This window comes from Paenibacillus sp. FSL E2-0201 (assembly GCF_037963325.1).
Taxonomy (GTDB): Bacteria; Bacillota; Bacilli; order Paenibacillales; family Paenibacillaceae; genus Paenibacillus_AQ.
In genome coordinates, this window is the sequence record NZ_CP150154.1 from 6,300,576 (window position 1) to 6,327,242 (window position 26,667).

General features: G+C 44.0%; 22 protein-coding genes. All 22 read right to left on the reverse strand.

The genetic code is table 11. The features are described 5' to 3' along the window. Nucleotides 1-13: 13 nt before the first annotated feature. Nucleotides 14-412, reverse strand: a complete 399-nt coding sequence (locus NSU15_RS28455) for a flagellar protein FlaG (RefSeq protein ID WP_231573968.1) — start codon at nucleotides 410-412, stop codon at nucleotides 14-16. A gap of 829 nt (nucleotides 413-1,241) precedes the next feature. Further along, on the reverse strand, nucleotides 1,242-2,600 hold the full coding sequence (locus NSU15_RS28460) for a flagellin (RefSeq protein ID WP_339288358.1): 1,359 nt from the start codon (nucleotides 2,598-2,600) through the stop codon (nucleotides 1,242-1,244). Nucleotides 2,601-2,846: 246 nt separating this feature from the next. Next, on the reverse strand, nucleotides 2,847-3,089 hold the full coding sequence (gene csrA, locus NSU15_RS28465; protein ID WP_042131333.1) for a carbon storage regulator CsrA: 243 nt from the start codon (nucleotides 3,087-3,089) through the stop codon (nucleotides 2,847-2,849). Nucleotide 3,090: 1 nt separating this feature from the next. Then, nucleotides 3,091-3,537, reverse strand: coding sequence for a flagellar assembly protein FliW (locus NSU15_RS28470; protein WP_339288359.1), 447 nt, complete (start codon nucleotides 3,535-3,537; stop codon nucleotides 3,091-3,093). A gap of 117 nt (nucleotides 3,538-3,654) precedes the next feature. Further along, the gene (locus NSU15_RS28475; protein ID WP_042131336.1) at nucleotides 3,655-4,221 is read right to left on the reverse strand and encodes a DUF6470 family protein; all 567 of its coding nucleotides are present in this window, start codon (nucleotides 4,219-4,221) and stop codon (nucleotides 3,655-3,657) included. Nucleotides 4,222-4,236: 15 nt separating this feature from the next. Continuing rightward, nucleotides 4,237-5,154, reverse strand: coding sequence for a flagellar hook-associated protein FlgL (flgL, locus tag NSU15_RS28480; protein ID WP_042131337.1), 918 nt, complete (start codon nucleotides 5,152-5,154; stop codon nucleotides 4,237-4,239). 15 nt (nucleotides 5,155-5,169) lie between these two features. Next, nucleotides 5,170-6,753, reverse strand: coding sequence for a flagellar hook-associated protein FlgK (flgK, locus tag NSU15_RS28485; protein ID WP_339288361.1), 1,584 nt, complete (start codon nucleotides 6,751-6,753; stop codon nucleotides 5,170-5,172). Between the two features lie 54 nt (nucleotides 6,754-6,807). Further along, nucleotides 6,808-7,308, reverse strand: coding sequence for a flagellar protein FlgN (locus NSU15_RS28490; RefSeq protein ID WP_076119065.1), 501 nt, complete (start codon nucleotides 7,306-7,308; stop codon nucleotides 6,808-6,810). 12 nt (nucleotides 7,309-7,320) lie between these two features. Beyond that, complete coding sequence (flgM, locus tag NSU15_RS28495; protein ID WP_042131340.1) at nucleotides 7,321-7,605, reverse strand: flagellar biosynthesis anti-sigma factor FlgM; 285 nt, start codon at nucleotides 7,603-7,605, stop codon at nucleotides 7,321-7,323. Between the two features lie 102 nt (nucleotides 7,606-7,707). After that, entirely contained in the window at nucleotides 7,708-8,118 is a 411-nt protein-coding gene (locus NSU15_RS28500) for a TIGR03826 family flagellar region protein (protein WP_339288362.1), read from the reverse strand. A 169-nt stretch (nucleotides 8,119-8,287) separates the two neighbouring features. Beyond that, nucleotides 8,288-8,875 (reverse strand): ComF family protein, encoded by a 588-nt coding sequence (locus NSU15_RS28505; RefSeq protein WP_339288363.1) that lies wholly within the window; start codon nucleotides 8,873-8,875, stop codon nucleotides 8,288-8,290. Nucleotides 8,876-9,132: 257 nt separating this feature from the next. After that, nucleotides 9,133-10,350, reverse strand: a complete 1,218-nt coding sequence (locus NSU15_RS28510; protein ID WP_339288364.1) for a helicase-related protein — start codon at nucleotides 10,348-10,350, stop codon at nucleotides 9,133-9,135. Nucleotides 10,351-10,537: 187 nt separating this feature from the next. Then, the gene (locus NSU15_RS28515) at nucleotides 10,538-10,684 is read right to left on the reverse strand and encodes a hypothetical protein (RefSeq protein WP_331281344.1); all 147 of its coding nucleotides are present in this window, start codon (nucleotides 10,682-10,684) and stop codon (nucleotides 10,538-10,540) included. Nucleotides 10,685-11,262: 578 nt separating this feature from the next. Beyond that, a complete protein-coding gene (locus tag NSU15_RS28520) occupies nucleotides 11,263-11,709 on the reverse strand; it encodes a glycosyltransferase family A protein (protein WP_339288366.1) in 447 nt (148 codons plus the stop codon). 237 nt (nucleotides 11,710-11,946) lie between these two features. Continuing rightward, nucleotides 11,947-12,669 carry a response regulator transcription factor gene (locus tag NSU15_RS28525; protein ID WP_042131342.1) on the reverse strand — a complete coding sequence of 241 codons (723 nt, stop codon included), beginning with the start codon at nucleotides 12,667-12,669 and terminating at the stop codon, nucleotides 11,947-11,949. Between the two features lie 4 nt (nucleotides 12,670-12,673). Beyond that, complete coding sequence (locus tag NSU15_RS28530) at nucleotides 12,674-13,834, reverse strand: sensor histidine kinase (protein ID WP_042131343.1); 1,161 nt, start codon at nucleotides 13,832-13,834, stop codon at nucleotides 12,674-12,676. 57 nt (nucleotides 13,835-13,891) lie between these two features. Next, complete coding sequence (locus NSU15_RS28535) at nucleotides 13,892-16,624, reverse strand: stalk domain-containing protein (RefSeq protein ID WP_339288368.1); 2,733 nt, start codon at nucleotides 16,622-16,624, stop codon at nucleotides 13,892-13,894. A gap of 229 nt (nucleotides 16,625-16,853) precedes the next feature. Then, complete coding sequence (locus NSU15_RS28540; protein ID WP_339288370.1) at nucleotides 16,854-20,894, reverse strand: Ig-like domain-containing protein; 4,041 nt, start codon at nucleotides 20,892-20,894, stop codon at nucleotides 16,854-16,856. A gap of 201 nt (nucleotides 20,895-21,095) precedes the next feature. Continuing rightward, nucleotides 21,096-22,298, reverse strand: coding sequence for a methionine adenosyltransferase (gene metK / locus NSU15_RS28545; RefSeq protein WP_042131346.1), 1,203 nt, complete (start codon nucleotides 22,296-22,298; stop codon nucleotides 21,096-21,098). Nucleotides 22,299-22,636: 338 nt separating this feature from the next. Then, nucleotides 22,637-22,906 carry an alpha/beta-type small acid-soluble spore protein gene (locus NSU15_RS28550; protein ID WP_042131347.1) on the reverse strand — a complete coding sequence of 90 codons (270 nt, stop codon included), beginning with the start codon at nucleotides 22,904-22,906 and terminating at the stop codon, nucleotides 22,637-22,639. Nucleotides 22,907-23,057: 151 nt separating this feature from the next. Continuing rightward, nucleotides 23,058-23,594, reverse strand: a complete 537-nt coding sequence (locus tag NSU15_RS28555) for a hypothetical protein (protein ID WP_339288372.1) — start codon at nucleotides 23,592-23,594, stop codon at nucleotides 23,058-23,060. 88 nt (nucleotides 23,595-23,682) lie between these two features. Next, a complete protein-coding gene (locus tag NSU15_RS28560) occupies nucleotides 23,683-26,427 on the reverse strand; it encodes a hypothetical protein (protein ID WP_339288373.1) in 2,745 nt (914 codons plus the stop codon). Nucleotides 26,428-26,667 lie beyond the last annotated feature (240 nt).

A 26,667-nucleotide genomic window follows, 5' to 3' on the forward strand; every position in this document is an offset into this window, starting at 1 on the left:
TATCATCTCCTATCTATATTTTTTCGTCAATCATAATACCGGCAATTTCAATCATGTTTGCCACGAGGTCTAGTGTCTTCTCAGGAGGGATTTCTCTAATTAACTCCCCAGTTTCCTTATTGAGTACTTTTACCATAATGGCTTTGGTCTCTTTATGTACGCTAACTTCAAATGTAGTCGTAGGCCCCTGTAAGGCTTTTAGCGCCCGATCTAGCGCTTTAACAACCTGTTCCTCTCCCATAGAAACCGCTATACCTTCTCGTTCCAACTTCTTTAATTCAACATTGCTGCGTAGTTGTCCTAACTTGATAGTTTCTTCTTTTTGTTCATTTATAGGAGTAACAGATGGTGTCCCCCCCGTTTCCATCAATTTTTTAGTATAACTTACAGAATTCGAAAGACGAACATCCATACTGGAACCCCCCACGTTAACTTTTCATTTATATTATATCTATCGGTTTTTCTATACATTTGATTAATACGAGAGGTAAAATTATCCTTAGGTTTACTACAGTGAAGAACGGAACAATGTCCGAACCTTATCATTAAGTAAGCAAATACATGTCGACTAAAAGTAAGCAAATAAAATGTCGACTAAAAAACAAAAAAATTCATACCAACCTAATGTATCCTCTCGTAAAGTAATCACTTTGTTGGTAACTAGAAGTACAGTTACCATTAGGATTTAAACCTGTGAAGAGAAGTAGTAGATAAGCAACTCCTTACACTTAAAAGTATTTTCTCAATTAATCGTTATACATTAATGGGTCTGATCCTCCATAAGAGTGTCCACCATATTCTGACTAGCATCCTCTACTTTCGTTCGAAACTTGCCTTAATTGGCTAAATAACCTTACAGTGAGTTAATTATCTTATTAATTGTAGCTTCGTCAAGTGTCATGCAATTGAAGAATACAAGATGCCACTGTTCTCCGCATCTATCACATACATTCATTACATCTCAAGACCGCCTAATTAGACCCACCCTCATACTCCCACCAACAAAAATCCCTCATTAGGCTATCACCAATCCCAAGTAGACTCCTTTCTAGGTTGAACTCCGCTATTGCCTCACCATCCTTTTGTCAGAAACAAAAATAAGGCTTCCCCGAGAGAAACCCTAAATGTTGACTAACAAAATACGTCTTTTCGATAAATATGATTTATAATTTCAATTTCCTTTAGTTCTGCTAAAAAAAGAGACCCTAGATAGTCTAGGATCTCCTTGTAACTCTATAAGATTAACGAAGCAATTGAAGTACACCTTGTGGTTGTTGGTTAGCTTGAGCCAACATAGCTTGTGCAGCTTGAGCAAGGATGTTGTTCTTCGTTTGGTTCATCATTTCTTTAGCCATATCCACATCACGAACACGGGATTCAGCTGCAGTCAAGTTCTCGGAAGAAGCACCCAAGTTGTTGATCGTATGCTCCAAACGGTTTTGGAACGCACCCAGTTTAGAGCGTTCGCCAGAAACTTGTTTCATAGCTTCGTCTAAGACTTTAAGCGCATCGTTTGAACCTGATTGCGTCAACAAACTAACATCTTTTACCAACTTGTTATTAGCTTTATCACCAAGCGTGTTAGAGCTAACTTCATTAACATCAATTGTCATGCTTTGGTCTTTATTTGCACCGATTTGAAGTGTTGCTCCACCGCCAGCAACTGTAACTGTTTCTGAGTCAGTAGCCGCTCCCTTAGCAATAAATTCAGCACCGTGGAAACCTACTGATTGTCCTATTCCTGTTACTTGCTCAGAAGCTCCATTTGGACCAACAACTGTAGCAACTGCATCTACACCAGCTGCCACGGCACCACCGAAATCAACAGCATCTGCTCCACCTACTGTAATACTTGAATTAGATCCAAATTCTGTTTGATCAAGTTTAACAAAATTAGTGCTTACAGTCGCTTGTACACCTGTTTTATCTTTGTACTCATTAATTTTATTTACAACATCTTGTGTAGTTGCAGCTGTCATACCTGAGAAATCAATTTTTGTGCCATTAATAACTAGCTCTTTACCAGAAACATCTACACCACCACTAAGATCAAGAGTACCAGCGGCTGCACTTGCTTTAGTAGCTGCTGTATCGATAGTTACAGTATAATTTCCTTTGGCTAAGCCAGTAGCAGATGTAATGTCAACTTTAGTCTTATCAGTGGAAGTTCCTGTAACACCTAAGCTACCATTTAAAAGTTTTTGAGTGTTGAACTCTGTTGTTTCGGAAATACGGTTAATTTCGGATTTCAACTGTTCAACTTCTTTTTGGATTTCTTTTCTGTCATCTAGTGTGTTTGTATCATTACCAGATTGTACTGCAAGTTCACGCATACGTTGAAGAATGCTGTGAGTTTCGTTCAAAGCGCCTTCAGCAGTTTGAATCAAAGAAATACCGTCTTGCGAGTTACGGGATGCTTGATCCAAACCACGGATTTGACCACGCATTTTTTCGGAGATAGCCAAACCAGCAGCATCGTCACCTGCACGGTTGATGCGAAGACCTGAAGACAATTTTTCGATATTTTTACTAGTTGCTGCAGTATTTGCACCCAATTGACGGTGTGTGTTCAAAGCTGCGATATTGTGGTTAATAATCATTTGATATTTCCTCCCTGAAATTAAGTTAGTTCCACATCCATGTGGTAAACGCCGAACCATTAAGGTCGGCCGCCCTGCCGGCTCAGCGTCTAATACATATATCGACTGTACGCACCCAACTGTTTAGAGTAATTCGAAGTTTTTTTAAAATTTCTTGGGTAAATTCTCCAAAATAAAATAAAAAACCCGAGTCTGCGTTCAAACAGTCCCAGGTTCTGGAATAGATACGTGCTATATGTCAATCATTCATTCATTCTTATTTACATTACGAAGCCGATGGATCAATGCATTCAGATCAGTCTGCTGTGGACCAACAGACTCACGATTGGTCTCCTGAATTGAAAGGTAAACCTCTTTACGAAAAATATCAACATGCTTAGGTGCAGTGATACCAACCTTTACCGTGTCGCCATCTACGCTTAAGATCGTCAGTTCTATCTGATCTTGGATGACGATGGACTCTCCTTTTTTGCGGGAAAGCACGAGCATATCATCCACCATCCTTTCCATCGATAACTGACTGTTCCTGCAGCAAGGAATGCTTAGTATGGTAAGGTGCTTTATGAAGAACGATCTGTTTAGCTAAACGAGCTGTAGGATTCAATACAATAGGAGCTAGAAGATTAATCGTCGAATGTTCAGTTTGTTCCTTCAGAGTGATAACACAACGAACGACAATCCCATCTTTTATACTTAATTCTTCAGCTTCATCATCCGGCAACTCAAACTCATAGGACGGATAAAAAACAAATGGATCTCCTAACAGAAAGGATAGCCCCATGCTTCTAACAGATTGGAGATACCAAAAAGGTGTTTGCTCCATCGCGATCAAAGCAAAGTCGGTTTCTTCATCAAAGCCAGGTAGTCCTTTGGGAAAATGGTATACTTGCTCTTCATCTACTTCCAATGTACCCCAAGATAGTGTTTCTATAATCAAGTAATTCACTCCTCAAAAGTTTTGCAGCGCAAAACTAGCTTCTTAAGAAATCCTATTACATAATATATAGCACAAAAGCTATAGAGGCGCTTTCTGGCACATCTATAGCTTAAGAAGCTACAATTGAACATTCAATTCTGGTGGAATAAACTGAACAGAAGCGTATTGCTGCATATATATATTTAACTTTCCACGGGTATACTCAATTTCAGGATTACGCCGATCAACCTGAATATCAACCTTTGAGGCACTAAATTCGATTTGTGGGGCTCTCGTCTCAAAGTGAATCTCCACATTAGCATACGATGCTGGACCACGTGTCTCCGGAAAGGATTGTGGTTCAGTGTCTGATCCGTATACTTCTGCAATCGTATTGCCAGGTTTAAAAAACTGAGCCATCCGATTCCCTTGCTCAACCTTTCGGGCAATTCCCTGAAGGTATAACTGTTGAATGCCAGAATAAATCCGTTTGTTCATATCCAGCATCCTTCCACCGTTATAAGCCTCCCAAGCACGGGATTGATCAATAGTAAGCTCCGGTCTAGTAGATTGAACCGTTAATTCACCTGCAGTAGTCTTTATTTTAACCTCAGCTTTAGGCTGAGTGATCGAGTAAGTGCCCGGATCAGCATCAATACCAATCACAGCAGGCGTCTGACGGATTTGCAATATCGGTTGTAGCAACGAGAACCACCTCTATTATCTGATAAAGTCTACGAGAGTTGTGGAAATAATCTTTGCACCCACAGACAAGGATGCATTATAGATATTCTCTTGAATCTTAGAGTTCATAATCAAACCCTCATAGTCGGCATCTTCAGTCTTAGCCTGTAAATCCGTTAAGTTAATATTCAAATCACTAAGCCGATCCTGCATTAATTCCACACGGTTGGTTTTGGCCCCTATTTCAGAGCGCGCCGTCAGAATTTTTTCCATCCTTGTATCAATTAAACCAAGTTGTGCCGATATTCCTTTGGAATCACCGGATTTCAAGGCAACTGATAATTGATTAATGATTGCAAACAAATTGTCTGCATCCCCAGTATTACCGAATACGTCATTACCTGTCGTACTAATAGGCATACGCACGTCTTCACCTACGATAAACTGAATCTGCCCTGTATCCGTAGTAATCGGCTTAGATACATCGTATGTACCATCCGCACCTTTAGCAAAATCATAAGGCTTCGTATTGTATTGCTCACCATTAAAAATATACTTTCCGTTCAGTGTACTGTTAGAAATATCCACCAGCTGTTCTTTCAGCTGCATAACCTCTGCATTGATACTATCTAGAGCAGACTGTGGATTACTACCTGTCGCAGCCTGTACGGACAGTTCACGAATCTTCTGTACAACATCTCCGGCCTGCCCTAAAACTGTATCATTATAATCTAGCCATGAAAGAGCGCTATCTACATTCTTAGTATATTGCTCGTTAGATGAAAGCTCCGCACGGTAACGCAGGGAGTAAGTAATCCCTACAGGATCATCGGAAGGCTTGTTGATTTTGCGGCCGCTTGAAAGCTGTAATTGTGTGTCGTTCATCGTACGTGCATTACGGTTTAGGTTGAGCAGAAGCTGTGAATTCATCATGTTAGAGGTTACTCTCAACATACGCTATATCTCCTTTTATCTGCCGACTGTGCCGGTGGAATTAATCAATTTGTCGAGCAGTTCATCAAAAGTAGTCATAAAACGCGCAGCGGCACTATAAGCATGCTGGAATACGAGCATATTCGACATTTCTTCATCCAGTGATACTCCGCTGACAGATTGGCGACGGGAGTTTACCTGCTCTACCAGATAATCTGAGTTATCAGTCTGACGTGCAGCCTCTTGTGATTGAATACCTAGCTGACCCACCATGGAGCCAAGAAGCCCACCAACAGTATTGCTAATGCTACCATCCGACGTAGTGAATTTACTATCCTTGAGGTTCGTCAATAAAAGAGCCAAGGTGTTATTTCCTTTAACGACCTGCGTATTGCCAGCTGCATCTACAGTAGTACGCAGTGAGGTTGCGAATAAACTAACATCCGCAGCAATTTCCGGATTCAACTTGATCGTTCCAGCCTCACCAGAGGTTACAAAGAAGTCACGGCCGGAGCTTCCATCCATTGCATAACCTAACTTGTGAAGTCCGTTCAAGCCTTTAACAATGGTCTTGGCGTCCTCATACATTGTTGCTCCCTTAGGCATAGCCTGACCTGCAGCCAATGTAACTACGGTGCCATCTGCTTGTGTAATCTTAGCATCAGTAGTCAACACCGTACCTTCAGGAAGATTTGAACCTGCCGGTATTGTAATTTCAACATCACCAGTAGCAATCGTACTAGCCATATCGTTGAGTTGTTTCTTGTAGTCGGTAACATAAGTATTTTTGGAGAAAATCATTCCGTAAGCCTCTCCGCCCTTCAAAGTGCCGGCGGCGTAAGCATTATTAAGAAATGCGCTATCTACGTTCGCAGTAACTTCTCCGCCCTCTACCAGTGGCTGTCCACCCAGAGAAACGTTATAACCAGCTTCCGTCTCCACAACGGTAATATTAGCAATCTTGGATAGCTTGTCCGCCATCAGATCACGTTGATCGCGTAAATCATTTGCCTGATCGCCCATACCTTCGATCTTATAGATCGATTTATTCAAGTCTGCGATAGCGGTCAGGTAACCCTGAGCCTCTTTTGCTTTAACGTCAATATTAGTAGCTAGATCCCGATCGAGATTATCTAATTGCGTGCTCATATAATTCATAGCATCAGTCAAAGATTGTGCAGTTTGCACTACAATCTTACGAGCAGTAGGATCTTCAGGGTTTTTACTAAGGTCAGACCAGGATTTCCAGAAGTTGTCCAGCACCGTACGAATACCTGTATCCGATGGTTCATTAACAATCGCTTCTAGTTTAGAGAGGGTATCTGCTTGAAGTTTCCAGTTTCCAAATGCAGAATTCTCACCACGGTACTGATCATCCAGAAACATTTCCCGAATCCGATCGATAGACGAGAATTCCACCCCAGTACCCATTTGACCAGGAACAGTAGATTTATTAAATCCGTACGCTTCAATAGGTAAAGCGGCCTTCATATTAACACGTTGACGGGTATAGCCCTCGGTATTCGCATTAGCGATATTATGTCCAGTTGTATTAAGAGCTGCGGTCTGAGTAAAAAGGCTGCGTCTCGCGGTCTCTATCGAGTGAAATGTGGATGTCATGCTTCTTACTCCTCCTTATGTTCTGCTCCAGCAGAACACTTCATCAGTACAATTCTAGCCTCGTGCATCAAAAATCCCCGACCGATTTACGTTATTGCCCTTATCGGACGGACGATGATATGTGATATCCTGATTCGGTCTTCCGACCAGCAGATCCAAAGAATAATCTATAAAAGTAAGCGACTGCTCTATCAGCTTCTGATTAAGCTCATTTGCTTCTTTCAAGCGGTGTAAAGTGCCAGAAAGCTTCTGCTGAATATGCAGCAGTCGTGCCTTGTCTTCAGGGTCAAATATAAGTCTGGACAGCTCAGTTAGGTTGAGGTTCAGGTTGGAACGAATACCCACGCCTTGCAGAACGGTATATGCTGCCGCAATTCGCTGTTCCTCGAGCTGTCCAATCAGTTTCATTAACTTGGACTCACGGTTCAGGATGTCGATTAATGCATCCACCTTGTTGTCCATAATCGTCTGTTTTTTCTCAGCGGCCAGCTCCAGCATTTGGTTATGTACTTCGTCCAGCCGCTCCAATAGTTCTATTAATGTTGTCAATGCCATGGATGGTTTCACCTAATTCTCGGAGGATTGCTTAAAGTAAGGGGCGAGTTTCTCTGCTAGCTTAGCTGCATCTACTTGATAGGTACCTGCGGAGACCTGTTGCTTCAAACTGTCGATCTTAAGTGCACGTTCAGCATCATTACCAGAATTCTGTGCTTGCAAGAGCTGAATTGCTTCATCAGAGATCGAAACCTCATCCTTGCGTGAACTTTTCTTCATTTGTTCCTGCCTTTGCGCGTCGGCGCTGCGTTGATACGGATTAATCGCGTTAATTCGTCCGGTCTCGTTAATTTTCATAACTTCACCTTCCTTCTAATATAAAAAAGCCGATAATCTTTACTAAGTTTATCGGCGTAGACTGAAACATTCTTTATAGCTGCAAACGTTTTTTTGCAGAATTTATAGGCCACGCAGCTTATCTATGGCGCGATATGCGCCGTCTGTTGTCTTTTTGGTAGTATCCTCAGCAGCACTTTCCTTGACGGCACTGGAAAGATCCTTCCTTAGCCGACTACGGCAGCTGTCGCACATATGCCCATCGCGAATCAGTGTTCCACACACCTCGCAAGGATACATCATATTAGGAGCATTAGCTATAGATATCCGGCCCTCTCGAATAAAGCGGGTGATCTCCTTAATCGAAATTCCCGTAGCATCGGACAGTTCTTGGATGTTGGTTCCTTTGTTCTCCCGCAAATAATTCACGCAGATCTCATATTCATGCTCCAGATCTTTGATGCAGGGCTGGCACAAACCCATAAGATTCTTGACAAACAACCGGCCGCACCTTGGACAATTGTCTAGATTCATAACAAGCAGCCGCTCCTCTCCGTACATTCTGTACAATGCATAATATCCTCATGCTCCTAGATTACATGATTGCAGAGAATTCGTCTATGGGACGGAAGAAACGCTATTAAGCGTATGAATCTCCTTAAATAATGAATGGAGGTGTTCACAATCATGCATTTCTCTCTCCTTAGGAACGTGCCCAAGTTAAGCTATAGACCTCAACCGTATAACCATAATCTGAACCCATTTGTTGTATGATCTCAGCGCACTCACGAATGGTACTGCCCGTCGTATAAATATCATCAACAATAATAATCCGAACAGAACGATTTAGAGGTGCCTCCCTTTTCAGCCAATCTGCAAATCGTGCTGTTACTGCCGGATTCTCTGCAAAAGCGTGTTTCATATCGGTAAGTCGTTCCGCTCGTCTCTTAAAGCTTTGTTTTCCGGTATGGTGTGTGCGGATCAGCAGCGGAAGCTGGGGAATCTTCCTACGTCTAGACAAGACATCAGCCAGTCTCTCCGCTTGATTAAACCCCCGTTCCATTAGCCGAGAATCACTGACAGGCACTGGCACTAACAAATCAGCAGACCAAGAGCCGTGTTGTATATCTTTTTTATTTTTGAAGTAATGAATGATAGATGATTTCTGAGATAAAAAAACACTCTGTTTCTCTTCTTTCAAGGTTAGATACGCTCTGTCCAGCATGAGACCAAGTAAAAGGGAGTATCGTTCATTGCCTCGATATTTATACTGACCCAACCATTCCCTCATAACGCTTGTGTAGGCCACTGCACTCCGGTTACAAATAATCAGTGACGGTTCATTACTACGGGAACAGTCAGGACAACCGACATGCCGACCACATTTCAGGCAACGAGGGGAACGTATCCAAGGAATAGATTCTACGCAAGTTCTGCAAACTCCAGGAAATTGTGAGGACCCAGGGTTGCGCTTGCCGCAAGTTAAGCATGGTGTTACTGAAGGGGACAAGAGTGCCTGTGACTTAGTTAACCATGAGAACAGAGAATTCATCTCGACACATCCTTACTGATATATCCTTTGCGACGAGCGATAATGTTCATAGTTCGGATCTGGGAGATTGCTCTACGTTGGGATCGGGTCCATTGTGGAGAGGAAAATACAACACGTCCGGCAGGATCATCCTTAGATCGCCCGGCACGACCCGCCATCTGAACTAAGGAGGCTTCGTCAAAAAGATCACTGTCCGCATCCAAAATAAATACATCGCTGCGAGGCACTGTAACTCCTCGTTCCAGAATCGTAGTCGTTACTAATAAGGTGATCGCACGGCTACGGAAAGCAGTTACCTTCTCTGTCCGGAAGGGATCTTTGGAGGAAGTACCTTCGATGACTACACCGGGAAAGCTCCGACGAAGCAGAACCAGTAATCCTTCAATATGTGCAATACGCGACACAAAACAAAAGATTTGCGCCTCTCGCTCGAGCGACTTACGAAGCGTATGTATGAGAGATCTAGGTACCATCCCACGCTTTAGGCATGTTTGAACGGATGTCATGGTCAGATGCTGCGGCACAGGCAAAGGATGACCATGGAAACGGACAGGTACTCTAGCATGTGGAAGTCTGCCTGACCGAACCAACCGCTGCATTTCTTGTGGTGGTGTGGCTGATAAGTAGATAAAAGATCCGTTTTCCTTACAGGCTTGTTCGGCAGCATAAGCCAACATAGGATCATTGTGATAGGGGTATGCATCCAGCTCGTCAATGATTACGAGATCAAAGCCTCGATGGAAGCGCAGCAACTGGTGGGTAGTCGCGAGCGTTAAGCGACCACCCACCCAGCGTTCTGCGCTGCCGCCGTAAAGCACGGCGAGAGTCTCCGCCGGGAAAGCTTTGGCGAGCCGCGGAGCAAGCTCGAGTACGACGTCGCGCCGCGGCGTCGCTACGAGCGCCCGCCCACCGGCGGCGAGCACGGCCTCTAGGAGCGGGAAGATCATCTCTGTCTTCCCGGCTCCCGTCACCGCCCAGAGCAGGAACCGCTCTGGGCAGGCTTTGGCGGAGCGCTCGCGCCGCTCCGCCAGAAAACCCAGCGCAGCGCCAGCGGCTCCCGCCTGCGCTGGGCTTAACCCCCACCGGCCTGCAGCCGCGGTGGGGTCAAGGACGGCCGTGCTGCGCACGGCCGGAAGCGCTGCGCTGCGCAGCAGCAGCGCGCAAGCCCGGCTGCGCCCAAGTGCGAGGCAGGCCTCGCAATAGGCGCAGCCCATAAGGCCGCACGCGGCGCATGCCGTGCGGCCGGTCGGGGCGCTGCCGCAGCGCAGGCAGCGCGAAACCGCGCGGCGGGCGACAGCGCCGCGCCACCACACGTGCGGCAGGCTAGCCGCCGCACGCGCCAGAGCGCCAGCACCTGCAGGGAGCTGGCGGGCCCGCGCCCCATGCGCAGCCGGGGCGTGACTACCCACGGCGGCTGTCAGCTGCAGCCGCCCCTGCAAATGCGCCAGTTGTGCCGCCTGGCGCCAACGACCTGTCAGCGCCGGCAATTCCTCTGCCAGCAGCGCTTCTATTTCCGGTTGCAATAGTGAGCGCCCAGCCACCGCCCACGATAGTTGTTCTGCCTCCGATTCAAGTAAAGCATAATCGAGATCATTTCCTCTGCAATCATTGTTCTTCTTTTCCTGTTCTATACATACCTCTCTTTGCTCAGAAAGCCGCCATAACGAAATCCCATCATAAAGCAATTCTTCCTTCGCAATTCCTCCTACCTCCCTTTCCTCTTTCAACTCAGGCTCAAGGACATTACTCACATATTGCCCCCACTCCTTAGTCCCCCAGCTCCTCATCCCCCCTCTTTGTTTGAAGGAATCGCGTAGCTTCACCGCCCACCCCAGCGGTAGCGCAGGAGATAATAAGACCAGCTTGTCCACCGTTACTAAACCCCTACCTTGGCTCAACGAGTTAGCGCTGGACCACCACCATCTATCTACTGTAAGGTCTAAAGAAATCCATACACTCCAGATGCCCCTACATTCCAAGGCATATACAGCAGCTCGCATAAAACCCGCCTCCTTAACTCTCACCATTAATCACTCTTGCTTACACCACTTCCCTTACCGTAAACGCAAAAAGCACACTCCCCCATTTCTTGGAGAGTGTGCTTCACCCGTAACTTACATATTTACTTAAGATCTGTCGCGCTTTGATTCGCATCCCCTACTTCCTGCCATCCCCATAAAAGGCAACGAGCCAGACTGCCCTGACAACCGCAAGTCTACCACAATCCCTTGTTGCAGCAACTCTTCTTCACTCACCTGAAAAGTGTACATAGATGTTGCAAGATCGACAGAGCAGCCACTATCTGCCATCCTGGAAACAATTCCAAGGGTTCCATCGCTTGAGCCATCATCCATGAACGTTACTCGAAATCGTTTTCCGGTTAAAAAAGCTTGAAATGTCAGCGCTCGAATGTACCATTCCACAACAGATGCATGATTGCGGGTAATGAAAATATAATGAATCCATTTCACGGACTGCGGTGTCTGCCGCACCTTCTGCCGATTATGCAGCATATGAATAATCACTGCAGCGGATACATAAACAACCGCAATCCATATCAACTGGGCTACCATGGAGATGCACCTCCTCTGTATACCAACACTATATGCCGGCTTTAAAAGGTCGGTGACTGCCCAGAGTTCCTATCAAGCATAAACGCCTTCGGCGTCCTTGAAAGGACGGTAAGCGTTTAAGCGAGAAATATAAGACATAAAGTATGGTGTGAAACTTATACTTTCTTATATTTTATAGAAACAAGCTGTGCTCTCCTTGATTTGATTCCTATATGTAACGTAAATCTGTAGATATTTTTATAAAGTTACCCAACCATATTTGATCGAGTTAATTACAGCTTGCGTACGATCATCAACTTCCATTTTTTGCAAAATGCTACTCACATGGTTTTTGACCGTTTTTTCACTAATAAATAAATACTCACCGATCATTTTATTACTCTTACCTTCCGCCATTAGGCGCAGAACTTCCGCTTCACGACGTGTTAGAGGATTGTTGTCACCGGCTACAAATTTAACACCGGCTTCCTTCACTACTGTATCCGCAGCTACTCCAGTCTCATTAAGGTAAGTCATGCGCCGCAATTGATTGATTAGCTTTCCGGTAACCTTTGGATGGATAAAGGCGTGCCCCTCACAGACCGAACGGATCGCATTAATAAGGGATTCGGCCTCCATATCCTTCAGTAAATAACCATTGGCCCCTTTACGAAGGGTTTCAAACACATAACTCTCATCATCATGAATCGATAAAATAATAACCTTAACCTCCGGGAACATTTCCCGCAGTTTTTGAGTAGCCTCCACGCCATTCTCAATAGGCATATTAATATCCATCAATACGATGTCTGGTTTAGTTCCGTTACAGAACTCCAATACCTGGATACCGTCACCACATTCACCGATGACTTCGATATCCTCCTCCATATTCAAAATACGTTTCAGCCCTTCACGAAAAAGCTGATGATCATCCGCCAAAAGAACTTTAATGGGCGTTTTAGTAGAGTTTAAGTTCTCCATCACATTACTCCTTCCCTTTCTCCACGTTCGTCGGAATGTGGATCACGATTGTTGTCCCCTGATTCTCGGCTGATATGATTTCCATTCTGCCTTCAAGCAGCTCTACACGTTCCCGCATACCAACTAGCCCGAAGCTTTCACGATTGCCCTGCGGATTCTTTAATTTCTGCACATTAAAACCTAATCCATTATCCTTAATCACAATCTTAATTAACTGCGCTTGGTAAGTAATCTCTACCAATACGAAACTCGGGTAGGCATGTTTAGCTGCATTAGACAAAGCTTCCTGGACCAATCGGTATACCGCTGCCTCCATGGCTGAAGATAGTCGATGTTCCTGACCTCTGGTTTCCAAGGTCGTCCTCAGCTTCGTCTTCTCCTCAAAATCATGCACATATTTCCGCAAAGTCGGAATTAATCCCAAATCATCGAGAGCCATCGGTCGTAAATTAAAGATGACCTTACGCATTTCTTCCAGGCTGTATCGAACCTGTCCTTTCAAATCTATTACTTCGTCCTGCACCAACCCAAATTCCTGCTTTACCAGCATTCTTTCTACAATTTCCGTCCTAAGGACTAGATTCGCCAGCATTTGAGCAGGACCATCATGAATTTCCCGGGCAATTCTCTTCCGTTCTTCCTCTTGAGCCAGGATTATCTTGAGTCCTATCATCTGTCTGTTCTTCGCAGATTCGACAATTCTCGTCACCTGACCTAGTTCTCCCGACAAATATTCGAGCACTACGCTCATTTGCGAACCAATTGACTCTGCACGTTCTACAGAATTTTCGACACTGCGCACTCGCATTTGTAATTCATCACGTCTTGATCGAAGATAGACCTCTCTCTCACGCGTCATCATGAGTTCGAGCTGTAGCTCCGTAGCCTTCTCATAGGCTATACGAATATCCTTCTCTGAGTAGCGGACAAAGTCCCGGCTGACCTCTGTCAGCCGGATTCTGGAGCGGTGATACTGCAGCTCTAGTTTGTCTACCTTTTTCAATGTCTCATCCGTTTCGTCCATGACCCGCTGCAGTTCTTTGTTGAGTGCAGCAAGTTCATCACGCGCAACCTGCAATATTTCAAAAATCTGATACTTGCTGCTCTCCATCACGTCGATGGTATTTTTAATGACGCGATCAATCGCATCGGCTTGAAATTCCACGGATGCTTGCCCCTTTTCTATCGAATCGTTTTAAAGGTTTTCCTTTATATTAACATATCACGATTCGATAGTTACGGTCTTCGTTTTCTGTTCCCATTTTACAGTTAATCCTAGCTGTTCAGAAACTAGTCTTAACGGTACTAAAGTCCTACCTTGTAAAATGATTGGTGCTACTTCAGCACTCTGACGTTTACCATTCAGCAGATATTCTTTTTTATTTACGGTAAGATCCAGTGCCTTGGCTCCGCGTAATACCATGATCTTCTTATTCACCTGATCCCAAGTAGCACTGCCTCCGAAAGCATCTAGTACATACCGAATTGGCACATAGGTACTGCCGTCTTTTACAATTGGAGCTACATCAATAGCTTTCTTATTTCCATTTACAGTCATTGCTTTCGAGCCGATGCTCATAGAAGCCGTACCTTTTGGTAAGCCTGCATCACTGGAAAGTGAAGGCATTGTAAAGGTAATATTATCAAAGGCAACTGTACCTGTCTTCGCCCGTTCATCTTGACCTTCCTCTACGTTGACTACATAGAGTCTCTTCAGCGTAGCTGGGAACTTAATACCTGAGCCTGACAAGTCGATGTTAATGTTCTTCCAGCCGTTCCAATCGATAATCTTTGCAAGATCTACATAAGCTGTAGCTCCGCTGTTGTCTACAAACTCAGCACGCAGCCAATTCAAGCTCATATCTCCCATCACATCAACCGACATCGAGGTTGCAAGCGCTGGAACTGTTTTTCCACTTGTACCATTAAGCTGGGCATAAGCATACATTTTTCCGCTTCCAGCCGTCATATCATAACTGAGTGACAGTACCTTAGAGCCTACTCTTTCGGCTGTTCCATCAACTATTGCTGCAGTACCCTGTACCGCTGGAACATTAGTCGTAAAGTTGATTGGATAGCTTACCTTCTCAAAATCTTCCCATGTTGTAGCCGCTGCTGTCGATAATACAACCACTGCACTAAATCCATCATAACGAGCAATAGCATAACCTGTAGTTACCCCTGCATCTACAGAGTCTACAGTAAGCTTGCCATCTTTCACGGCTCCCTTAAACCCTACAAACTCCCACTTCAGGGCTGAATCTGGAACATTAATAGTTGCTCCACTCTTCGTAGCTGCCGTAACAGGCACAGACACAGTGGTTCCGGCTGTCAGCGGTGCTGTAGCTGTACCTACACTCATACTGGACAGATCATTGCCACCCAGAACTGTAACGGTTGTAGAGGCGCTTGCCGAGCCGCTTTTAGCTGTTAAGGTGACGGTACCTGGCTTCACTGCCGTAACTTCTCCTGCATTTACAGTTGCGCTTCCTCCACTGGATACCCAAGTAGGATTACCTGCCGCTACATCAATAGGGTTATAGTAAGTGTCATAACCTTTTAAAGAATACGTAGCCTTTTGGCCAACTAGCAATGCAGAACTTCCACTAATCTTGATTCCCTTCACTTCACCTTGAGGTGCGTTAGTATAGACACCAAGCGCATTAACGATGCTACGTTGCTCTGTGCCATACTCTGTATTAAACGTGAGTGTAGTCGAGGTTTCGCCGAGGGGCCGGTCTACCATCGTTGTAGAGCCGCCTCCATCGAGATTAAGACCCTTCCAGACTCCAATATTCGTCATAAATGATTGCAGTTCGGTTAAAGACATTCCTGAACTATTGCCGTTTTTTTCAGCCGCTATGATATATACATAACGTCCATCCTGTGAGTAACCTAAAGCCGTACGTGCACGATAGCCCCCAATGCTGCTAGTTGATCGCGAAAACGTTGCTGCTTTCCCGTTATTTACTAGAATTGTATGTCCGCCGATCATCGTTTGCAGATTCGCAGGATCGAGCGATTGCTGAGTAGTCTTGGATTTCAAAGAATACTCGCTGGTAACAGGTTGTCCTACTGCCAAATGCGCAGTAACATATCGTGCGGCTAAGCCATGTGCCCGTAAAATATAAGCTCCCTTAGGAACCGCCGTAGGAAGTGCAGCATTCTCTGAGATTTGAGTAACTACACCATTCTCAACAAGTACCTCAGTTGGAGTGGTAGAGCTATTTTTAGGACGATCAAGAGCAGTCCATACATCTGTGTAGATATACATAGCATTAGCATGACTATAAGTCGAGCTTCCGCCTTCAGGGCTATAAGCACCTTTATTGATACCGGAGATCTCAAACTGTGCGCCATCTGGTGCGGTTACCATCCCCTCGAAGCTGTACTCGTCAATAATAGGTTTACGATCTTTTGTCACTGCAAAGGCATACATTCCATTCAATTGTGAAGGGGTAGACACCAGTACTCCACCTGATACTTGTCCACCGATTGGAGCACCCTCACCGCCTGTATTAAAATAATCTCCATTTACAGCAGCTACGGCTCCAGTTTCCTTAGCCATTCCACCAGTACTTTGCCGTGTAGTCAGGTTTCCGCCTTTACCCGTCATCACATCTAAAGAAACATATGGGTTGTTAAGATCTACTCGAATAACATCCGCAAGCCCAGAAGCACTCGCTCCAGAACGTGTAGTAGTATATTTATATTTCATCATAATGGCGCCCGAAGTAATCACTTCTTCTCCCAGCTTACTTACTTTAAAAGGAGCTGTGGCTGCAGCTGCGATTGGTGCAGACCCCTGACCAAACAGCATCATACCTTCACTGCCGATTACCGGCATAATCCATAACACACCAGCCAATGAAGCAGCAATCCACTTTTTAGTGGAAGATAATCTTATTCCCCGTACAACATCGCTACTCTTCTTCTCCATGAAAACTTCATTCATTTCAACGTAACTCTCCCATCTCTTTTGTACTCTATCAGTCCATATCAATGTCTGGAAACTGGTTCCTATTTTTCTAGTACTCTTTTAATAGACTGAAAATAAGCCAAAAAGTTGCGAAATTGAGAGATTTCAAGCTTTATAGAGTCGAAATTGTCATAATTAGACGACAAAAAAAAGCCCGGCATAATTTCCGGACTTTACCAATTGATTCTTTGGTTACAAGAGTTGTTTACAGGTAATCTGCCTGTTTCAGCATCCGCTGCAGCATCACGGCAGCTTGAGCACGGGTGGCATTGCCCTGAGGCTGGAACTCACTTGCTGTCATGCCCAAAATTATCCCTGATTGCACTGCCTTGGCGACGAACTCAGCGCTTTGATTCTGAATCTTCGACTTATCCTTGAATTTTGCAAGCGTTGAGGCAGAAGTACCGCTTAGCGTAATAGGATGATTGGTATATTCCATCGCACGGATCATCATAATCGCCATCTGCTCGCGTGTTATATTATCATTCGGACGGAAGGTCCCGTCCGTATTCCCTGTAATAACTCCTGCTTTAGCCGCTGCACCAATGTAGTCTCCAGTTTGTGTGGAAGGCTGCAGATCCCGGAAGCGTTGCGCGGTCTCACGATCTCCCAGCAAACCTAAACCGCGACTAAGCATAACAGCAAACTCAGCACGGGTAATTTTTTTCTCTGGATTAAATGCACTACCGTAGCTGCTATCTATAATATTCTTAGCGGTAAGTTCAGCAACAATCGCATTGCTCCAATGCTTACCCATATCCGTAAAGGTTCGGGTGGACAAAAAGGTCCCTAATATCTGATTACCAGCGGTACGAGCACGGATAACCGTATAGTTGCCGACCGTACTGACTTTTGTAGGTAGATAAGCCGCATCGTAATAGGAGAGGTCTAATCTGGCCGCAGATGTTTGCGCACTATTTAATGAAGAAGTAGTACGTACGGTATATTCTCCTGGTACTGTCAGTGCCTTGGCATTCGCATAATTATCACTAATTATTGCTGTCACCCGGACATCCATAAGACTTGTAATGGTTCGCATCCCCATCGTTTGTAGCTTTTGCTCAAAAGGTGTAAATGTGCCTGCTGGAACTTTATCCAAGCGGAACACAAGTGAAATATTTTTACTATCTGAGATCAAGCTACTTGCAAGTCCGCTCATATCAATATCATTGAGTCCCACACTAAATAGGTTATCTCCATGTCGAATCATAAACTTTGTATTTTTATTACGGTTCACCGCGTCGAGCAATGGTTTTAGCGGAACGGTCACAAAAGCTGCTTGTTCCGTGGAAGGAACCTCAAATGCCAAAATATCATTATTCATCTTAGACAGATATTCATAACTGGCAGCTATTCGATCTGCATTTAAAGTATATCTTTTTAGAGACTGATTATATAAAGAGCGGTCATCCACAATTTGCGAAGAATCACTCTTTAGTAGTGCATACTCTTTACCAAACTCACTCGTTGCAAGTGTTCCTAGATAGGATGGACGATTTCCAGATCCGGTTGTCACGCCTGTCAGATTCTGAACTGACAGTGCAGAGAATGACGACAGTACATTACCACTGAAATCCTTAATCGTACCGGCACCAGACATATAGGATAAGTCCACTGTTTGGCCGGTCTTTACAACAGAGGATAACGTTATTTTTAGAATATTGCCGGAGATATAGTAGGATTGCACACCCAAGCTGCTGCCATCTGCTCTAACTCCAAACTGATTGGCGTAGAGGGAACCGGATGCTTGCATATTCTTTGCAAAAGTAACAGTTAGCTCGTCTCCTGAAACGGTCGCTGAGTTAATCTCCGGTATGGTAGTACCGCTGTTTTCTGAGATGGATACAGGCTGTAGGTTAATATATGCTGCCCGATTGCCATTCAAATCGCTTATCCCGGCAGAACCAGGCACATAAGATATGGTCACATTCTGATTAACTGTCAGCGCAGTCTGAAGCGTTAAAGTAACCTGAGTGCCGCTAACCGATACATTAGTCACATAATTAGGCGTGCTGCCCACTAACACAGAGAACTGACTATTCAGCGGGAGACTGGTTGTAGACAAGCCTTCATTATAATTCAGAACGATCTTAGTGCCGCCTCCGGTTGCACTTTGGAACACTGGCGGAATGGTATCGTTGCTGTTACGGATATTAAAATCAGTAAAGTCCGCAATATTTTGTCCATAAGAATTCTGCAAAGGATACGAACCTGCATAATAGGACACCCGGACGTTCTGTCCATTTGATGCTTCACTACTCAATGTTAAGTATACTGTACTGCCGCTGGAACTTATCGAGTTGACTCCAAGTGAGCTTCCATCTGCAATCACTGAGAACTGGTTATGTGCGTAATAGGAAGCCGGTTTTAATGTATCATTAAAATTCAACACTACGGATCTACCCGTGATTCTCCCGTCTTTAGGTGTCGGCATGGAGGACTCGATAGAGTTCGTAATCTGTTTAGCGCTAAAAGTGCTCGCTGCATTTCCGCTTGGGTCTTGAATTGTCCGCAGTCCGCCATTATAGCTGACCTTCACAATCTGCCCAACAGCTACTCCTGTACTCAATACCAGATAAGCGCTGTCTCCTTGAATATAGACACTTTCAATAGCTCGATTCTCGTCATTGACCGTAACTCCAAAGCTTGAAGTCAGCAGCGCTATGGATGAATTGAGCGTCTCATTATATTTCAGACGAATGGTTCGGTTATTCTCAAGCTGTGCAGATGTGAGCTGTGGAGCTGTTTTGTCCAGAGACAAGGTCTTGAAGCTCCATGAATTTTTACCGCTTAATCCTTCATATAGAACGTTAGCATCACTTGCATCTACAAAAGCCCCTTTGGCAATGTCAATGTAATACGTTGAATCACTATCTAACGCTACGGAAGGTGTGATGATATATTCTTTAGCTGTGCTGGTACTCCGAGTAACGTTAACCGGCACCTGAGATCCCCCACTTTTATATAGAGCCACACCACTAGCCACAGCGCTGTTGTAATTCACATCCCGATTAAACGCGATCGAAAAGGATCTGTTATTCGCTATAGATTCACTTCGATCAGATGGATTCAATGCACTTACGCCAAGTCCAGTCAAAGATACCGTTGTGAAGGTCCAAGTGTAAGCGCCCGAGGCAGGAAATACATTTCCATCTTGGTCATAAAAAGCACCTTGGGGGATGGTAACTGTATATTGCGTGCCATTTAGCAGAGGTGAGGCTGCTGATGCCGGATTCAATGTTATGGTTCTACTGCTTCCTCCAGTAACCGCTGGCGAGTTCACATTAAGCCATCTCGTTCTAGCATCGTTAGCAGCCCCTGGGGACACCGTAATCACACCTGATGCAGGCATCATAGGACGGTCAAAAGTAAGCTGTAGCGCTCCTGTGGTAGATACACCACCTGTACCGTTAGCCGGTGATGGAGTCATCGGAATCTCAGCTACACCTTTTGTAGAAAAACTCCATACATTTCCGCTAGAAATACCAGAAAATGTTCGATTATCAACATCCTTAAAAGCGTAGGAATCAATGAGAACATAATAATTCCCTCCGGCTCCCAAGGCTTTATCCAACGATAATTTAACTGTTGTAGAGCTAGCATCAGTTTGAACGTTAACTCTGGTGTCATCATCCTTAATTCTGAACTCTTGCACTGTTGTATTATCTGCTGAGGACAGGACTCGGATAGAGCCTCCACCTTTTAACAGCTGCTTATTTAGTGTCAGACTAAGTTCCTTTAAACTCCCGGCATCTACTCTTGCATTACTAGCCGGTGAGAAGTTACCTGCGGTAATAGCCGTATTACTCTCAGGGGCAGTGGTAAATGCCCATGAAGTAAGTCCTGATTCATTCCCCTCATTATCTTTGAACAATCCTTTGGGAATTGTGACCGTGTATGCCTTATTTGGAGTAAATTGTTGGTTTGGACCTAACTTAAGCTCGTAGTCTTTTGAACTACCAATTAAACCATAGCCACCAATAGGAATCGTTACAAAAGGTGCACTATCACCCTGTCCCGTGATGGTAATTTCTCCAGCCTGTGGGTTGACTTGACGGTCAAAGCTTAGTTTAAGAGATGATCCTATATTTACATAGGTTGCTCCAGGTGCTGGTGACACGCTTATGCCAAATTCCGCTGCAGCATGCACTGCCGATATTCCGATTCCAATAGAAGGATACCCTGTTCCAAGTACCAGTTCTCCCGCTAGAAAAAGCGCCGTCCATATTGAAATTTTTCTTTTCATGCCGTGATAGACTCCTCTCAAACCATACTAACGTCTTTATGTATATTCTTATATTTCGGTTAAAGGGCTTACAAAGTTTAGTAGTCTACTTCTCTATGATTAGAATCAATCCTAATTCTGTTCATTACATAAAAATAGCCCGCACAGTCGACACTAAGTGCCAACTTGCGGGCCTAACGTATTATAAGAACGTATGATTAACTACAATCCAGCCTGATCTCTAAGTAATTCTGCTTTATCTACTCGTTCCCATGGAAGATCTACATCCGTACGTCCGAAATGGCCGTATGCTGCAGTCTGTCTATAGATCGGTTTACGCAAATCAAGCATGGAGATGATCCCCGCAGGGCGAAGGTCAAAGTTGTTGCTGATCAGTTGAACCATCTTTTCTTCACTGATTTTACCTGTTCCGTATGTATCCACATTAATCGAGACAGGAGTAGCCACACCAATGGCATAAGCAAGCTGAATCTCACATTTATCAGCCAGACCTGCAGCTACTAGATTCTTCGCTACATAGCGAGCTGCATAGGCAGCAGAACGGTCCACTTTAGTTGGATCCTTACCAGAGAATGCACCACCGCCATGACGAGCATATCCGCCATACGTATCAACGATAATCTTCCGTCCAGTCAGACCGGCATCCCCTTGAGGACCACCAATAACAAAACGTCCGGTTGGGTTAATAAAGTACTTGGTTTCGGAATCGAGTAGTTCCGCAGGAACAACTGGCATAATTACATGTTCTTTAATATCAGCCTGAATTTGTTCAAGAGAGATTTCCTCCGCATGTTGTGTGGATACTACGATAGCGTCCACGCGTACAGGCTTCTCATCTTGATATTCAATCGTAACTTGTGTCTTTCCGTCAGGACGGAGATATTCCAATGTTCCGTTCTTACGAACCTCAGACAAGCGACGAGCAATACGGTGAGATAAAGCGATCGGTAGCGGCATCAGTTCTGGTGTCTCATTCGTAGCAAAACCGAACATCAACCCTTGATCACCCGCGCCAATATTTGCCGTTTCTTCAGCCACTTGTGCTGGATCACGGTGCTCTAGTGCAGAGTTTACACCCTGAGCAATATCAGCTGACTGCTCATTAAGTGAGCTCAACACTGCACAAGTATTATAATCGAAACCATATTTTGCACGTGTGTAGCCAATTTCTTTAATGGTGTTGCGTACGATGGCAGGAATATCTACATACTCAGATTTGGTACTGATTTCCCCGATCACCAAAACAAGACCAGTTGCTACTGCTACTTCGCAGGCTACACGTGCATTTGGATCATTAGCTAAAAATGCATCCAATACCGCATCGGAAATCTGGTCACAGATTTTATCCGGATGCCCCTCCGTCACGGACTCGGAAGTAAACAAATGACGCCCTTTAATAGACAAGTATAACAACCTCCCTTATGGTTAGTCTGACACTGTATAAGAAGTTCCTTTATAATCACACAGGCCAAATAAAAAAACTATAAAACAAAACAACTCAGAAGCCTGTTTCTTTTTATGAAGGATGATTGCACTATTTCATGTTTATATTCACTAAACTCTTCAAAAAATGAACCTTTCCCATATGGAAAAGGTCTAAGGCTTTCCTCAAAAGTCATATTATCTTATTTGGGAGGTGGTGTCAATTACTCCGAAACCCCTCCAACACAGTATAAATATTGATTTCGCCGTATGAAAAAGCAATATCAGATAGGATATATAAGAGTCCCTATACCCTGATATTATTGAAAAAGAGACTGTTCGGCTTGCTTAATGAGTCTCTTCGTGATTTCTCCGCCAACAGAGCCATTATCTCTTGAACTAAGATGTCCAAGATACTGGCTACGGCCAGAACCACTACCTCCGATTGCCCCTAATTCAGAAGCAAACTCAGTGTCTGCTCCGCCTCCATAATGTGCTCCATATAAACCAAACTCAGCTGCAATCTCATATTGCATTTGCTTCAACATTGCCCGACTTTCCGGTACCACTGTACGATTGTTACGTGCCATGTTACAGCACCTCCTGTGAATTTGTAAGATTACAGGAATATTGTACGTCCAATATCTACTCTTCAATCGCGCCAATGATTTGTAACTTTGGAAATCAGTTTGAAGGTATGATCAAGTACTTTTAAGGGCATTATAAATATATAATTACAAATTATTTCAGTGTATAACCACCGCGAACCATGACAACAAGGCCAAGGGTTTGTCCTGTTTGGACAGTAATACCACGACCATCGCGAGGGAAGGATAATAAATGGTTAGTTGGCGCAGCTACTCCATTTGCAAGATCTTTACCATCTGTTAAATCAGCCACACCGTTTGCATCCTGAGAGTAGATAACCGCTTTACCTGCGCGAACAATAAATTCAGCACCTGCGGAAGCAATTAGAGTTTGACCTGGTTTTACATCGACAATTACGGATTCGTTACCAGTAGTAGTTGGAGCTGTTGTTGCTATTGGTGCTGAGCTAGGACTCGGAGTAGCTGTAGCTACTGGAGCTGTACCTGTACCACCTGTAAGTGCTTTCTGAATTTGCTGATCTACATAGCTTTTGGTAACCACTGGATCATCTGCTGTGCCAGGTTGTGAACCAACACCTGCACCTTCAGCAGTAACATTCAACAGTGATCCAGCCCATACACCACCAGCCAGTAATACAGCAGCTGTTGTTACTTTCCATACCGATTTCAATGAAGTTCCTCCTCATGAGTGGGGATAAATGCCTATAAAAAAAGAATAGCCTCCGAAGAGGCTATTCTTGCTTCGTAAAGGAAGCTAATTATCTTACAGTTTGTTTGTTACCTTTTTCAACTTTGAGTCCATCTTTGTCAGCAGTTGTAGCATTTGCTTTAACTTCAACAGTAAGGGAATCAAGAGTGTTCAAATCAGTGATGTCTTTACCATCAACGTTGAGTTGCAACAATACTTTACCTTCTTCGCTACCAGAACCAACAGTCGCTTTTACAACTACAGTTGTTTTGTTTGGATCAGATCCATTCAATCCTGCAACGACATCAAAGTCTGAAGGATTAACACTTGTAATTTTATTTGAGAATGTCAATGTCAGGTATGCAACATTACTGTTAATAGCTGCTTCAGTCAATTTAGGAGCAGTTGTGTTCTTAAGCTCATGAACTACCGAAGCAGAAGCAGTATTTTCCATTCCGTTGCCAGCTGCATCAGAGATACCAACAACTTTGAATGTGTAATCTTTAGTTTCTGTAATTCCGCCTACTGGAATGAATACATGTACATTAGCAGTAGCTGGTTTAGTAGCTGTATCATTCGCTCCGATTGAACCAATAACTGCATAAGAGCCAGTAGGTAGAGCAGCACCGTTCAGGACATAGCTGCTAGAATCACGAAGTGAAGCTACATTCAAACCAACGTTGTCAGTAGCAGTTACTGTGAACTGGTGGTAACCAACTTGTGAAGAAGTTGTCTCATACACTACTTTAGTAACGGAAGGTCTCTTGTCATCGTTGGTATTGATTTTTTCAGCTGTAAGAGCAACAGTTGCTGCGCCAGAAGTATTAGGAGTTCTTGCTTTATCCTTCACCAATCCAGCAGTCAGACGAACTGTGTAGTCTCCACCCAAAGCAGTGCTAGTCTTAACAGTTACTTTCGCACCTTTTACAGTCATGTCAGCTTGAGTAATTGGTGAACCAACAACAGTACCTGTGGATTCATCAATGATGCTAACAGAACCAGTTGCAAGTACAACATCTTCACTGAAAGTCAATACAAGACCACTAGAACCGTAAGTAGCAGATACTACAGTTGGAGCAGTAGTGTCTTTAACAAAAGTAACTGCTTGAGTCACAGTGGATCCAAGTGTGTTACCCAGTGTATCACGAACAGATGCTGCGAATGACAGTGTACCAGTGAAAGTTCCGGATTGTGGGAAGTTGAAGGCACTAGGTACTTGCAATTTAATTGTGTCGCTATCGTCAGTTGTAATAACATTCATGTTACCAACTTTGTCGCCGTCAGCTTTCAGCAAGGAAACATTACCCTTGAAGGATGCAGCGTTAACTTTTTTGTTGAATTTAACTTTTACATAGTTGTCACTCTCAGGAGTAACGCTAACGATCGTTGGAGCAGCTGTATCAGCAACTACAGTTACACTTGTTTTAAGTGTGCTTGCAACGTTGCCAGCAAAGTCAGTAACTTTGTTAAGTACTACATCATTAGCTGTACCAGTTTTCAGTGCAGTATTTGTAGTCAATTTAAATGTATCAGCGGATTCCTTCGATACACCTACAGAAGCACCGTTAATAGTAGCAGTAAAGCTATATTGTTTTACTGGCTCGCTGAATTGTACGAATACTTCTTTAGTAGATTCTTTAGCTACGGCATTAATAGCCTTAACTGTAGGAGCTACTGTATCAGCAACTGTCAACAATGTAGTGTAAGTAGCAACTTTAGTTCCAGCTGATGTCAGAACGCTGTCACTTACTACTACTGTGTATTGACCCTTCAAGTAGTCAGTATCAACTTTGTCAAGAGTGATTGTCAACTCGGTGCCAGCTTCATTCAAGCTTGCAGCTGAACCAACAACAGTTACAGCAGTTCCGCTAACAGGTACTACCTTAACAGTGTCAGCAAGCAATTTGCCATCTTCAATCACAGAATCAGCACTAATTACACGGTTGAATTTAACAACCACTTGTTTAGCGTTTGGAGCTTCTACTGAAAGAACCTTAGGAGCTGCCAAAGTTACTTTAGTTGTGTAGTCATGATTGTTGTGTTTGAAGGAAATTGAAGTTTCAACGCCTTCTACAAGTGCTGTAGTCAAAGTTACAGTAGTAGTAGTTTTGTCAGAGAAAGTTACAACTACGCTAGTTGGGCTTACTGCTTCTGCAGAAGCTACAGTAGGAGCTGCTTTCAATTGATCAACTGCATATGCTGTTTCAACTACCAAAGAACGGCTAGCGTTAGCTTTGAAGTTAGTGTCTTTAGCAATCAGACCAGCATTGATTACTGCTTGAGCATAACCTTTAGCCCATGCAGATGCACTGTTGTCGCTTGTTGCTGGTGCTTCAAGTTTCAAAGCGCGGAACAATACAGCCGCTACTTCTTCAACAGTTACTTTACCGTTGTAGTCGAAGATACCTTTAACAGTATCTTTACCTTGCATCAAGTTAGCTGCAGTAACAGCTTCGATGTAAGGAACTGCCCAGTTACTAGCGTTGTAACCTTTGTCTTTGTAAGACAATTTGTTAGTTACTTCAGTAAGATCGAACAATTTAGTAACGATCTTCGCGAATTCAGCGCGAGTAAGATCTTTTTCAAGGTGAGCTTGACCATCTGGGTACCCATTGAGAATACCTTTTGCTGCCAAAGCGTCAAATTTTTGTTGCGGAGTTGCTGCTGCGTCACCAAACGCTACAGAGGCAAACATCGAGAATGCCATTGCTGTAGATAATGCTACGGATAAAATTTTCTTCATAACCTTTTTTTCTCCTCCTTGGACGTTCATAAACTGAGATTTTTCTTTAGTTGAGTAGCTCGTGTCACTCATTAGCCGATGCACCCCCTTTCCAGAGTTGAGCAAATTAAGTATAAATAATGTCTGTGACGGGTATCACAGAAACTGGTAAACAATGATCAGGACATGACAATACTAGATTCCTAATTATACCTAAGTATTATACAATGTGCCTCAAGTCACGTAAAGCTAATTTTTCCATTTTGTTAAATTGGCTTTACCACCGGTTAATTTCAACTGCCTGTGTAAATGACTCTACACCTTAAACGCAGA